This window comes from Chryseobacterium pennipullorum (assembly GCF_003384725.1).
Lineage (GTDB): Bacteria > Bacteroidota > Bacteroidia > Flavobacteriales > Weeksellaceae > Chryseobacterium > Chryseobacterium pennipullorum.
In genome coordinates this window covers 149,642-162,596 of sequence record NZ_QNVV01000002.1, presented here as the reverse complement: position 1 = coordinate 162,596, position 12,955 = coordinate 149,642, and the positions used below count along the sequence as shown (strand labels likewise).

The 12,955-nt window shown below is 37.2% G+C and carries 11 protein-coding genes; 9 read left to right on the top strand and 2 right to left on the bottom strand.

Annotated features, from left to right (window positions below; translation table 11 throughout):
• Nucleotides 1-19 precede the first annotated feature (19 nt).
• The 8 genes from DRF67_RS03145 (at nucleotide 20) to DRF67_RS03105 (ending at nucleotide 8,130) form a co-directional block, all read left to right on the top strand.
• Complete coding sequence (locus DRF67_RS03145; RefSeq protein WP_123912700.1) at nucleotides 20-979, top strand: hypothetical protein; 960 nt, start codon at nucleotides 20-22, stop codon at nucleotides 977-979.
• A gap of 17 nt (nucleotides 980-996) precedes the next feature.
• Nucleotides 997-2,286: a glutamate-1-semialdehyde 2,1-aminomutase gene (gene hemL, locus DRF67_RS03140; protein ID WP_115926578.1), complete on the top strand. Its 1,290-nt coding sequence runs from the start codon at nucleotides 997-999 to the stop codon at nucleotides 2,284-2,286.
• A gap of 206 nt (nucleotides 2,287-2,492) precedes the next feature.
• Nucleotides 2,493-3,827: an amidohydrolase gene (locus DRF67_RS03135; RefSeq protein WP_115926576.1), complete on the top strand. Its 1,335-nt coding sequence runs from the start codon at nucleotides 2,493-2,495 to the stop codon at nucleotides 3,825-3,827.
• Between the two features lie 16 nt (nucleotides 3,828-3,843).
• Nucleotides 3,844-4,512, top strand: a complete 669-nt coding sequence (locus DRF67_RS03130; protein ID WP_115926574.1) for an ankyrin repeat domain-containing protein — start codon at nucleotides 3,844-3,846, stop codon at nucleotides 4,510-4,512.
• A 149-nt stretch (nucleotides 4,513-4,661) separates the two neighbouring features.
• Nucleotides 4,662-5,507 carry an AraC family transcriptional regulator gene (locus tag DRF67_RS03125; protein WP_115927052.1) on the top strand — a complete coding sequence of 282 codons (846 nt, stop codon included), beginning with the start codon at nucleotides 4,662-4,664 and terminating at the stop codon, nucleotides 5,505-5,507.
• A 79-nt stretch (nucleotides 5,508-5,586) separates the two neighbouring features.
• A complete protein-coding gene (locus tag DRF67_RS03120) occupies nucleotides 5,587-6,825 on the top strand; it encodes an amidohydrolase (protein WP_115926572.1) in 1,239 nt (412 codons plus the stop codon).
• A 348-nt stretch (nucleotides 6,826-7,173) separates the two neighbouring features.
• Nucleotides 7,174-7,587, top strand: coding sequence for a hypothetical protein (locus DRF67_RS03110; RefSeq protein WP_115926568.1), 414 nt, complete (start codon nucleotides 7,174-7,176; stop codon nucleotides 7,585-7,587).
• 123 nt (nucleotides 7,588-7,710) lie between these two features.
• Complete coding sequence (locus DRF67_RS03105; protein WP_115926566.1) at nucleotides 7,711-8,130, top strand: hypothetical protein; 420 nt, start codon at nucleotides 7,711-7,713, stop codon at nucleotides 8,128-8,130.
• 78 nt (nucleotides 8,131-8,208) lie between these two features.
• Here DRF67_RS03105 and DRF67_RS03100 read toward each other — a convergent pair whose 3' ends face one another.
• Together DRF67_RS03100 and DRF67_RS03095 are read right to left on the bottom strand one after the other, a co-directional pair.
• The gene (locus DRF67_RS03100) at nucleotides 8,209-9,399 is read right to left on the bottom strand and encodes a hypothetical protein (RefSeq protein WP_115926564.1); all 1,191 of its coding nucleotides are present in this window, start codon (nucleotides 9,397-9,399) and stop codon (nucleotides 8,209-8,211) included.
• Nucleotides 9,400-9,431: 32 nt separating this feature from the next.
• A complete protein-coding gene (locus tag DRF67_RS03095; protein ID WP_115926562.1) occupies nucleotides 9,432-12,071 on the bottom strand; it encodes a TonB-dependent receptor domain-containing protein in 2,640 nt (879 codons plus the stop codon).
• A gap of 198 nt (nucleotides 12,072-12,269) precedes the next feature.
• Here DRF67_RS03095 and DRF67_RS03090 point away from each other — a divergent pair, with 198 nt between their 5' ends.
• Nucleotides 12,270-12,947 (top strand): response regulator transcription factor, encoded by a 678-nt coding sequence (locus DRF67_RS03090; RefSeq protein ID WP_115926560.1) that lies wholly within the window; start codon nucleotides 12,270-12,272, stop codon nucleotides 12,945-12,947.
• Nucleotides 12,948-12,955 lie beyond the last annotated feature (8 nt).

Genomic DNA, 12,955 nt, shown 5'->3' with positions numbered 1-12,955 from the left:
TCCCATGAAAATATTAAATATGACATCTAAATATCTTTTGATATTTTTAATGTTGATGTCATGCGCACTATTTTCTCAGGAACAAAATTATATTCCTTACAGAAAAGGGAAGGTATGGGGATTGTGTGATACTGGTAAATTGATTACAGTACAGCCGCAGTACAGCTATATAAGCTGGTATGATAATTCTGTGCAAGGTTTTCATGCCGTACTAAACGGCAGATTTGGAATTATTGGTTCCCATTCAACGCTGATTATGCCATTTATTTCTGATAAACCAATAGCTGTAGATGGTGGTAAATTTCTTGTTTTTGATGGATGGGATTACTACTATTATTCCATAAAAACAAAAATGCGTCTTGAAAAGCAAATCCAAAAACCAGGACCTCCGGTAAAGGATAGAGGATGGGTAAGGGAAGCAGAACCATTCTATAAAGGAGATGTAAAGGAGATTGTATTAAGCTGGGATGATCTTAGTGATGAAGATAATGTAATGTTGAAGCCCTTCAATAATGATCATTATGAGCTAAATTTTAAAAGAGATTTTATAGAAATAAGAGATCGTGATAGATCGATCGGAATTTACATTCCTGAACTCAAGAAAATATTCTTAAACACCCCGGAGCTGGCGCATATAGGATGGCAGCATTATAGAGGTCTTCCCTATATTTATACAAAGAATACTTCGAATTTAATAGGGCTTGTAGATGAATATTCCCATGAGATATATCCTAATAAATATCATGAAATTACTTTAGTGGATGTCGGCGGGTTGATATATCTTTCAGAGCCGGATCCCAGTGATCAGAATAATTTAATTTTTAGAACAGTTCTTCCTAACAATCAGGTATTAGACGGAAAATTTGAACGGGATGTACAGCTTTGGAAAAACGGCAGTCCCTTTCAGCTGTACTCTACCATGATCAATGGACAGAAAAATTATGCAGGAGAAGATGGAACTCTCTACTTTGAGGGTTAAACAATAAAAGATAAAAAATGAGATATCAAAGAAGTTCGGCTTTATTCGATGAAGCCTACAAATACATTCCGGGAGGCGTAAACTCTCCGGTGAGAGCATTCAAATCAGTGGGAGGTGTTCCTGTATTCATGAAATCAGCAAAAGGTGCTTATCTTACTGATGCGGATGACAATACCTATATCGATTATATCAATTCATGGGGGCCTGCGATTTTAGGCCATACTCATCCCGAAGTATTGGAAGATCTGAAGCTGCAGGCTGAAAAAGGATTCTCTTTTGGAGCGCCTACAGAATTGGAAACAGAAATTGCAAAATTTATCATCGAAAATGTTCCGAATATAGACCAGATCAGAATGGTTTCTTCCGGAACAGAAGCATGTATGAGTGCCATCAGACTGGCAAGAGGATATACAAAAAGAGATAAAATTGTAAAATTTGAAGGTTGTTATCATGGCCATTCAGATTCATTTCTGATTAAAGCTGGGAGCGGTGCTGCGACTTTCGGAAATCCGAATTCTCCGGGAGTGACAGAGGGAACTGCCAAAGATACGCTGCTGGCCCGTTATAATGACTTTGAACAGGTTAAAGATCTTTTCCGACATAATCCGGGAGAAATTGCAGCCGTTATTATAGAGCCTGTTGCAGGAAATATGGGCTGCGTACTGCCTGAGAACAATTTTCTTCAGAATCTGAGAAGAATTTGTGACGAAAATGGAGCCTTATTGATCTTTGATGAGGTAATGACAGGTTTCAGACTTGCTTTCGGGGGAGCTCAGGAGCTGTTCAATGTAAAAGCTGATCTTGTTACCTATGGAAAAGTGATCGGAGGTGGATTACCGGTAGGGGCGTTTGCGGGAAGAAATGAAATCATGGATCACCTGGCTCCAAAAGGAGGAGTATACCAGGCTGGAACATTGAGTGGAAATCCTTTGGCGATGAGAGCGGGATTAAAAACCCTTCAACTGATCAAAAAGGATCCGGAATTTTTCAACAGACTGAGCAAAACGACAGAAACCCTGGATATTGAGATCGGAAAGATTTTAAATGAAAAAGGGATTGCTCATAAAATCAACAGAAAAGGATCGATGATGTCTGTGTTTTTCCATACTCATGCTGTCTCTAATTTCGATGAGGCACAGGAAGCCAATCATTCTCTGTTCAATAATTTCTTCCACCACATGCTGACCAATGGGGTTTATCTTCCGCCAAGTGGATATGAAACTTATTTTATCAGTGATGCTATCAGGGCGAAGGAAATTGAAATGACACTGGAAGCAGTAAGAAAATTTGAATATTCTAATCAATAATAAGAGAGACCGGACTTCAACAATCCGGTCTTTTTTATTGGGTTTGCAAAAGCTCATGAAACCAATTATTAAGGAGGGATTCATCGAACATCAAACACGGTATTGATCTCAGAACTAAAACAAAATATAAATCATACAGATTTTGTAATAAACGATACACTTTCTTCCTGTCTGTTCTTTCTAAATTTGTAACAAATAGATTGGACATGAAGACTTCAGACAATAACATATCCCGTAAAGACTTTATCAGAAATTCAGCTTTGGCTGTAGCGGGTGTAACTCTAATCCCTAATATTATGGCAGCATCTCCGTTTTCTGATGAGAAAAGTGTTTTTTCAAAAGGAAAAATAAGCTTTAAAAATATCCGGCTTGAAACCGGATTTGATTATCAGGATGGGGAAGTTTCCTCTACCAAAACCAATCTGTTTTATATTGAAGTTGAAAACGGAAAAATTACGAAAGTTTCACCGAATGAGCCACATGCTAATGCTGTAGATGCAAAAGGGTTTCTGATGCTTCCTGCATTTAAAGACATGCACATCCACCTGGACAAGACTTTTTATGGAGATCAATGGCAAGCGGTAAGAAAAAGAACCGGCGGGATTAAAGGAATGATTGAGCTGGAGCAGAAGATGCTTCCAGAAATGCTGAAAAACTCAACATTCAAAGCTGAAAAAATGATAGAGCTCCTTCAGTCAAAAGGAACAGCGTTTGCAAGAAGTCATGTGAACATAGAACCCACTTCAAAGCTTCAGTCATTAAAAAACCTTCAGAAAGCTTTAGATCATAAGAAAAAAGGATTTGGAGCGGAACTTGTGGCTTTCCCGCAGCATGGAGTATTTTATACAGATTCAGCGTCCTATCTGAAAGAGGCTGCCCAGATGGATATTGACTTTATTGGTGGAGTAGATCCTTTCAATGTGGACGGAAATATAGAAAAGGTTGTTGATTTTACCGTTCAGCTCGCTCTGGATCATCAAAAAGGAATTGACATCCATCTGCATGAAACAGGAGATTCAGGATTGAAGACTGTAGAATACCTTATTAAAAAAGTGAATGAAAACCCATCCCTAAAAGGGAAGACGTATTTGAGCCACTGCTTTATACTTGCCAAATTAGATAAAACAAAGCAGGAAGAGATGGCAGAAAAATTATCAGAAGCACAGATCGGGATTGTTTCTACCATTCCTTTCGGAGGGCTTGTGATGCCTATTCCAACTTTATACAAACACAATGTCACCGTATTGACAGGGAATGACAGTATTGTAGATCACTGGAATACCTTCGGGACGGGAAGTGTTCTCCAGAAGGCCAATTTAATGGCACAGCTGTATGGATATTCCACAGAATTTTTGTTATCAAGAAGCTTAAAACTGGCAACGGCGAATGTCCTTCCTTTGGATGATAAAGGAAATCAGCAATGGCCTAAGGCAGGAGACCAGGCAGACTTTGTCCTGTTGAATGCAAGCTGTTCCGCTGAGGCGGTGTCCCGAATTTCCAATGTAGAATCATTGGTTCATCAGGGAAATATTGTTTTTTAACCAACACTGAAATAGGATGAAAGCTCTGGTATTTCTTTTGGCATTCGGAAGTCTGAATGCCTGCGAAAATAAGACTGAAAAACCATCAGAAGAATATGTTATGCAACAGAAAAATATCATTGACGACGTAAGAGGAAATAATATTGTTGCCGTAAAATCTGCTTTGGAGAAAGGTTTGGAAGTCAATACACGTGATAAAAAGGGTAGATCTTTGTTACTGATAGCGACTATAGAAAAGCATCTGGAAATGGCCAGGCTATTGGTTTCCTATAAAGCGGACGTCAATCTTCAGGACAACCAGCTGGACAGTCCGTTTCTGTATGCCGGAGCAAGCGGGCAAACGGATCTGGTTCGGTTATTTCTTGAAAACGGTGCCCGTTTCGATCTTTTTAACAGATATAACGGAACTGCTTTGATCCCTGCGTGTGAACGTGGACATGTGGAAACCGTAAAGATTCTCGTCAAAGCAAAAGGATTTCCGGTTAACCATGTAAACCGCCTGGGATGGACTGCGCTGATGGAAGCGGTAATTCTAGGAAATGGAACCCAGAAATACCAGGAAATTGTACAGATATTAAAGGATAGCGGAGCAGATCTCACGATACCGGATCATTCGGGGAAAACTCCTTTACAGCATGCTGAGTCACTTGGCTTCAGAGAAATAGCTCAAATACTGAGATCATAGGATGGTCTTGGTGTGGTTACCGGTTAGAAATAAATTTATATAAAATTTAGTTGATGTTTAGCCACAAAAGGTTCTTTCATGTTCCTTTTGTGGCTGTTTTCGTTTTTCCTGCGAAAAATTTTATTAATTTTAGGAGAAATACAGATTGCGTGAGCTATCATACAGATCATTTTCCCATTTTGGGCATTCAGGAGTTCAGTGAAAATCAGCTTAAGGGCTGTAATTTGCTGTTTAATGAACTCTCCGGGGCACGTTCTATCGATGAACCTCATAAACATGACTTTTTTATCATCAATCTTTTTGAACATGGGGTAGGGTCTCACACAATAGATTTTACCGAATATGCAGTGAAAGACCTGCAGATCCATCTTGTTTTTCCGGATCAGGTTCATCAGTGGGTGATCGAAAAAGAAACAGTAGGTTATCAGCTAATGATCAGCAGGGATTGGTTTGAAAGTTTTCTGCCTTCACTTAGGTTTTCCGCTTCGTACTATCAGAATCACCCTGTTATCAACCTTTCCAGAGAGGTTTTTGAAACTTTCCTGTATGAATTTCAGTCTATTCAGAAAGCATTACGCGGAGAGCCGGTTTTCTGGGAACTCATTCAGAAAAGAAGTGAGCTGATCGGTTTATTGGTGAGCCAATCGGTGGAAGGGGCTTTCAAAGATTTCGAAATGTACCACTCAAACCCTATGATTTCAAAATTTTTGCATTTCATTGATGTCCATTTTAAAACCGAAAGATCAGTTTCTTTCTATGCAGATAAGCTGAATATTTCTGCCAATTATCTGAATATCGTCTGCAAGAAAAATCTCAATGCCTCGGCCTCATCTCTGATCCAGGACCGTATTTTACTCGAGGCCAAACGTCTGTTAAAAGTTTCTGATATGTCTGTGAAAGACATTGTGTATGATCTCGGTTTCTATGATCACGCCAGTTTCTCAAAATTTTTTAAAGCCCAGACCGGAATGACCCCTTCTCAGTTCAAAGAATAAATCATACAAAACAAGACATAATTGGTACACCGCTATTCCCATGAAGCCGGTGTAATTTTGTATTGTTAAAATATAAATCATGCAATTTCCCTATCAACTGACTGCAAAAGGAAAATATTCCCTGAAAAATGTACGCCTGGAAACTGGTTTTGAATATGATGATGAAGAAATCACCGGAACGATAACAAGTCTTTTCAGCATCGACATTGAGGATGGAAAAATTGAAACGGTAAAAACCAACGAACCTGATGCTGATGTCATAGATGCTCATGGCTATCTGATGCTTCCGGCTTTCAGCGATATGCATATCCATCTGGATAAAACGCTTTATGGACTTCCCTGGCAGGCCCTTTCTTCAAAAAGGAAAACCGTAAAGGATATGATTGCCTATGAACAGGAGATCATTCCCGAATTGCTGAAAACATCTGTAAATAGAGCAGAACAATTGATCCATCTGCTTCAGCATTACGGAACACATTCTGTCAGGACGCATTTTAATATTGATCCTACCTCGGGATTACAGTCGCTGGAACATCTGGAACAGGCTCTTGAAAATAAAAAAGACTCTTTCACTGCTGAACTGGTCGCCTTTCCTCAGCATGGGGTGTATTATACGGAATCGGCTTCACTGATGAAAGAAGTGGCCCAGCTTAAAAGCGTACATTTCATGGGTGGACTTGACCCATTCAGTATTGATGGAAATATTGAAAAAGTAGTGGATTTTACTGTGCAATTGGCTTTGGACCATCATAAAGGAATTGATATTCACCTGCACGAAGTAGGAGAATCCGGTATGAAAACAATCAATTACCTTATTGATAAGGCGATTGAAAACCCACAGCTTCAGGGAAAAACATTTATAAGCCACGCATTTGCTCTGGCACATCTGTCCCCACAGGAAACGGAACATATCGCTGCAAGACTGGCAGAGGGAAAGGTAGGTATTGCTTCTTCTGTACCATTCAAAGGAAAGCCTATGCCGATCCCAAGTTTAAAAAAACATGGGGTAAATGTACTGATCGGTAACGATAATGTACAGGATTACTGGAGTACTTTTGGCTCGGGAAATATGCTTCAGAAAGCCAATCTCATCGCTGAGCTTTACGGATATGCTACCGAATTTGACTTGTCAAGATCCTTGCAGTTTGCCACCCAGAATATCCTTCCTTTGGATGAAAAAGGGAAACAGCAATGGCCTAAAGCAGGAGACAGTGCCGCTGTTATTCTGACGGATGCCTCATGCTCAGCTGAAGCCGTTTCCAGAATGTCAAAAATAGAAGCCCTCATGCATAACGGGAATCTGTTCTGGAGAAAGTAATTTGAATATATATTTTTTTATATACTTGTTTTTTGTAACTGCCGCCGATGTTTTCGGTGGCTTTTTTCTGAAGAGATACAAATCGAGTGAATAATTCTGATGATTTTAAAACAGCTTTCGGTAAAACTAAAGTAATAATTCTTCGATCGTTATGAACGTCGAAAAAAGAAGCTCCATAAAATGACATTGATCAAATGTTACATATCATTACTGGTCAGTCTTTAAATTATTTTGTAAATTAACAGAGTGTGGATATAGGCTAAAGACTAGCTTACATTGTTTTTTTATTTATGATGATGTTCTACGAGATTCATGATGCTTATTTAATTGTTCAAAAGAAATAGTACTATGATATTTTATTCAAAAAGAAAGTTCAAAATCTGGGCATATACTGTAAGTCATAGCTCTCTGCTTCTACGAAGTGTTATGCAATATGGCGATGAGGAAGGCTATTCAGAAGAAACATCCTATAATATTGATCTTGAGTTTTCATTTGTAGAGTACATGGATATAAAGACTCTATGGGATTCTATATCAGTTTCTATTGTAGAAAAAGAAACTCTCAGATCTGATTTAAAAGAAAAGTTTGAGTTGTATGAAGGTAAAATTTTTGAAATCGAAACCAACAAGGAAAAAACATATATAGTGGCCTATAGTCTATTGATAGGAACTAATAAGTGGGGATTAGATGATCGTATTTTTAATGAGCATATGAATTTAGAACATGATAAAATTTTAGTAACTGTCCCTTATAAATATTGATTTCGTTATTAGTTTAAGCGGTTATTTCGAACAAGTGAAAAATGTTATCCGAATAAAGATGAAAAAATTGCAATTTCTTTTAGAAATAGATTGGTGAAATGAACGATATTTTTTGATATAAATATGGAGAAAAGGATAATTTATATTCCAGAGGAAGAATATGAGTGTTATTATCTTGATGATAGATGGAAAATCATCCACAAAGGTAAAACCAACAAAATCTATGCGGATTCCATTTATGGTGTGCCGTTTTATATTATTTTTGAATATATTGAAGATGTAAGTAAACAGCTAACAACACTCATTCATACATATGATGTTTCACTTTCTGATATTTTTCCCGTACAGTTAATCCTGGAAGAATTAATCGAGCATCAACAAAACTATTGGTTAAATCTATATGTAGATTTTATTGTTGAAATAAATGTTTTAAATCAGGATATGATTAAGGCTTTATTAAAAACTAAAAATAATAAAGTTTTTACTCAGTCTGTCAGGCATAAAATAAAAAAAGTGATCCTCACCCATAAATACGAGTATTAAGTGATACGAATATAAACTAAAAGCCATCAGAAAGTAAATTTTCTGATGGCTTATTTATTTGAAATGAAGAAACTAGTCTTATTGTAGGGCTGCTAAAAGGTTTACTCCATCTACCGTAGCCCATGCTCCTGCTACCAGAGATACTTTTGTAACACCTGTAGCATTCGTGAATGTTTTACCTGCGTTAGTTTGAGCATATCCCCAAACGCCTGGATTATCTGAATTCAGATAAGTAAGAGGTTCTACTTTTACTTTTCCTGCATTCACCTGGCTTGTATTTGTAGCATCATCCTGAATCAAGACAGCATATGCTTTCTGTGATCCGATATTTTTGTATCCACTGATATATACATTAGAGAAGATCCCTGTTCCATGTTTTTTAAACTGGATTGCAGAAATTTCTGGAGAGTTTGCTGTTTCAGGATTAGTGTTAGCATTTCTGATCAAAGTAATATTTGAAATCTTAGGAGCAATATTGTCTGCATTTCCTGAAGCTTCAATTTCCATTCCGAAGTTACCTGTACCTGTCTGGAAAGCATACCAGTTTGTGTTTTCCTGTCCACTCCATGCATCCTGCCAGTCAAAAGAATCATCATAGTTTCCATAAGAAACAAGGTTTTTTGCACTTACAGTTCCTCCAAAGAATTCATAACCGTCATCTGTTCCTTTGTATGTAACAAGGTTTTCCAGCACAGTGCCTGTTCCTACTGCATAGAAGGTCATAGAGTTGGTTTCAGATGTACCATCTCCAATTTTCTTACCAGCGTATTCTACACGTACAAACTTCATTACTCCCGAATTGGATGCTGCGTCACTACCTCCGTATTTCACGTTGTTACCATCTTCAGACAGAGCAGAAGTGTTTCCGTTGACAGCTTTGATTGGAGCACTTCCGTATAAAGTAATACCACCCCAGTCACCAGGCATTTTCGTTGATGTTGTAAATACAATTGGCTCTGCAGCAGTACCTACAGCATTGATCTTACCATCCTGAAGAACAACTAACCCACTGGTAACAGAAGTGTCTACGGTGAATGTTGCTCCGGCTTCAATAGTAAGCGTTGCTCCGTTCATAACTTTTACAACACCTCTTAGTTTATAATTTCCTTTTTTAAATACGGTATCCTTACTGATGATTCCTTCTAAATCTGTCACACCAGGGGTAACAACTGTTTCACCAAGACCATCATTTACTTCTATAGTACATGAATTTAGGGCTAACGTTAATACTGCTGTTAATGATAATAATGATAATACTCTTCTTTTCATTTTATACTTATTTTACTTTATTAAATTGATTTTTAAAATGTATAGCCTACGGTTAAGTTGAAAGTAACTCCTCTGTAATAATTAGTCAGAGTATTATTTCCTTCTTCCAGATTAAGTGGCAAATAGTTTTTGTCGCCCAGTAATATTCTATACTTGTTATTAAGAATATTTTGAACTCCCATTTTCAAATTCCAGTTTTTTGTTAGCTGATTCTGATAAACGAAATCTAACTGGTGGAAAGGCTTTTCATAATAATTATCTGTACCGGCGCCTCCTGTTGCATAAATCTTACTTCCCGATACATTATACACTAATGAGAATGTTTGTGATAAGTTATTGCGATTTTTGAACTCATATTTTAAGTCAGCATTGATGGTATATGGAGCGGCTCCCTGCAAACCTCTTTTACGAAGTTTTTCTCCTGTGGTTTTAAACCATGTAGGTTCTTCCATATCAAGCTGATCTTGGCTTCGCTCTACATTGGAATACATAATAGTAGCGTTAGCTCCTAAAGTGAATTTATCTAATGCTTCAGAAATTCTGCCCAGGTTCAAGATCCCTTCAAGCTCCACCCCATATATATCTGCTTTTTTGGCATTGAAATAGGTTATGGTTGCTCCTGTAGCATCCCCTGAAGCCACTAATGAACGCTCAATTGCATTTTTAATATGCTTGGCAAATAGGTTTACAGCAAACATCTCCTTGTTTGTTGGAAAATATTCCCATTTTAGGTCAAAATTGTAATTTTCACTATTTTGAATATTTTCATTACCGACAATATTTACGTTATCCGGGCTGATATACTTGATGGGCATCGTTTCGATAAGAATAGGTCTGGTAACTGTTTTACTAAATGAGAACCTTAAGTTATTTTTAGTGTCAATAGCTTTTTTGATGGAAAGCGAGGGTAGAATAAAATCTTTGATTTTTTCTACATTCGTTTTATATTTAGCACTTTGCTCAGAATAACGGATAAGAGTCATATCATGCTCATATCGTGCTCCCAATAATATATCCCATGAATCATTAGGTTTAATATTAACATTGGCATAGCCTGCATTAATAATTTGATAGAAACTGCTGAAGAATTGTGAAATATCCGATCCTTCCTGATAGAATAAATCCCCTTTTCTTATGGAAGCATCAAAGGTGTTTTGAGGAGTATCTATATTGGTTATAAAACTTGGATTTAAATCACTTGCACGTCGGCCAAAAATAAATCGGTAGGATGTTTTTCTAAAATCTGTAAATCCATTATATCCTGCAGTGATTTGTATTGGATAGTCCTTTCTGTCACCCTTTTCACCTAATGATAACTGATATTCAGCATAGGCAGAACCGTAAAACCTTGAATTAACATCAAGATACTGACGGATAAGGTTGTTCCCACCATAACTCATAAGCACTTGTCCGTCAGGAAGCATTTTTCCTGTACTATCAGCTCTGTTTCCATCTAAAATTTTACGATCCGGCTGGCTGTAGTTATTGATTACGTAGCTGATTCCTCCTTTTAGTTGGTGTCTATCAGAAATTTTCTGAGACGCAGTAAGTTGTAAATCTAAAAATCTTGAGATATCTAATTGATTGGTTCTAAAAAAGCCTGTGTCTTTATTCTGAATCTGCTGATCCTTGTATCCAAAATTATCTTCAATAATATTATTGGTATTTTGTAGATAGATAGCATTTAAATTAACATTAGTTCCACGGTTTTTATAACCTAAACCTAACAAAATAGAAGATTCTGTTTGGAAATTATATTGCTTTCGGGTAAGATAATTCATATTGTCAATAAGCGTAGAACCCTGCGCTCTGAATTGATTATTATCACCCTCCTTATATTCGAACTTCGTACCTTGGTTTAATGAGAATAAGATCCCTAAATTTCCGGTTTCTCCAGCTTTTACTTTCTGTACCGTGGTAAATCCAATACTCGTATTAGGCATTGTTTTCACATTATCAACATTCCATGAGTCTTTAAATGAATTCAAAGATTCGTCAGTTGTAAATCTGTAGTTATTAGGTCTTGCGTTTCTGATTTCACTTGGAAGCCTTCTGTCTCTGGAATTCAATCCCAGATACCCATTCATTCCATCTGCACCCTCAGCTACTTTAAAGTTATCTCTGAATGTGCTCAGTGTGTTTACGCCAACACTGAATTCTACTTTTGAAAATGACTTGTCAATCGTTAAAGTTTCAATATCAAAAGTTGCTCCTGCAAAATCTCCGTAAAGATTGGAGTTGAAAGTCTTGTAAATATTCAATTTACCTACAACATCCGTTGGGAATTGCTTTAACGCAATGATCTTTTGGAAAGGGTTGTTGGAAGGAGATCCAAGACCATTAATTAATAAATAGTTGTATCGTTCTTCAAGACCTCTTACGAAAAGACCTCTTCCTTCTACCGTAGTGATCCCCGTTACTTTGGTAAGACCTTGCTCTACGTTGGAAATTCCTTTTCTGGAAATCTCTTCTGCACTTACAGCCTGTTTTTGAATAATCGCTTTCTTCTGCTCTCCTAATACTGCAGTTTCAGTTTTCTTGTTACTGCTTCCTTGGATTACTACGCCTTCAATTTTTTTCTCCTTAGTGATCGTGTCCTGCTTGGTTTCCTGAGCATAAAACACTGATCCAGATAAAAATAAGACTGCAATGCTAAGTTTATTAATTTTCATTCGTTTACTTACTTTGTTTACTAGATTCTTTCGGTGCAAAGGAATAAAAGATTGGCGGGGTAAATGGTTTAGTAAAATTTAATTTTTTTTTAACTAAACATTAAGAAATACGTATTATTGTTAACTTTATGTGAACGATGATTGGTTTGTTAATCTATCATTCAAAAATCATTAACTTTGAAACAGTAAAAATTTAAAATGAGCCAAAAGAAAATACTCTTAATAGACGATGAACTGGATATTTTAGAGATTCTGTCTTACAACCTGGAAAAAGAAGGATATGATATCCATACTGCAACCAACGGGAACGAAGGGATAGAAAAAGCCAAGGAAATTATCCCGGACCTGATCCTGCTGGATGTCATGATGCCTGAAAAAGACGGTATCGAAACCTGTCAGGAACTTCGTAAGGTAAAGGAACTTCAGAAAACACTGATTGTTTTTCTTTCCGCAAGAAGCGAGGAGTTTTCACAATTGGCCGGCTTCCAGGCAGGTGCCAATGATTATATTGTAAAACTGATCAAACCGAAAATCCTGATTTCAAAAGTAAATGCACTCCTGCAGCTGACATCTCAGGTTTCCGATAATGCCAAGCTCATCGAAATCGGAGATCTGGTTATTGACAAAGATAATTTCAGGGTTTCCAAAAGCGGACAGCAGTTTCTGCTTCCTAAAAAAGAATTCGATTTGCTTTACCTTCTGGCTTCCAACACAGAGAAAGTTTTTAAGAGAGAGGAAATTCTTGAGAAAGTCTGGGGTAATGATGTCATTGTAGGAGAAAGAACCATTGATGTTCACATCAGAAGATTAAGAGAAAAGTTAGGAATCAATACCATTCAGACCTTAAAAGGGATCGGATATAAGCTGATCGTTTAATCGGTTAA

Coding starts and splice junctions, on each gene's coding strand:
- DRF67_RS03145 (WP_123912700.1), top strand. CDS start 20: ATGACATCTAAATATCTTTTGATATTTTTAATGTTGATGTCATGCGCA.
- hemL (WP_115926578.1), top strand. CDS start 997: ATGAGATATCAAAGAAGTTCGGCTTTATTCGATGAAGCCTACAAATAC.
- DRF67_RS03135 (WP_115926576.1), top strand. CDS start 2,493: ATGAAGACTTCAGACAATAACATATCCCGTAAAGACTTTATCAGAAAT.
- DRF67_RS03130 (WP_115926574.1), top strand. CDS start 3,844: ATGAAAGCTCTGGTATTTCTTTTGGCATTCGGAAGTCTGAATGCCTGC.
- DRF67_RS03120 (WP_115926572.1), top strand. CDS start 5,587: ATGCAATTTCCCTATCAACTGACTGCAAAAGGAAAATATTCCCTGAAA.
- DRF67_RS03110 (WP_115926568.1), top strand. CDS start 7,174: ATGATATTTTATTCAAAAAGAAAGTTCAAAATCTGGGCATATACTGTA.
- DRF67_RS03105 (WP_115926566.1), top strand. CDS start 7,711: ATGGAGAAAAGGATAATTTATATTCCAGAGGAAGAATATGAGTGTTAT.
- DRF67_RS03100 (WP_115926564.1), bottom strand. CDS start 9,399: ATGAAAAGAAGAGTATTATCATTATTATCATTAACAGCAGTATTAACG.
- DRF67_RS03095 (WP_115926562.1), bottom strand. CDS start 12,071: ATGAAAATTAATAAACTTAGCATTGCAGTCTTATTTTTATCTGGATCA.
- DRF67_RS03090 (WP_115926560.1), top strand. CDS start 12,270: ATGAGCCAAAAGAAAATACTCTTAATAGACGATGAACTGGATATTTTA.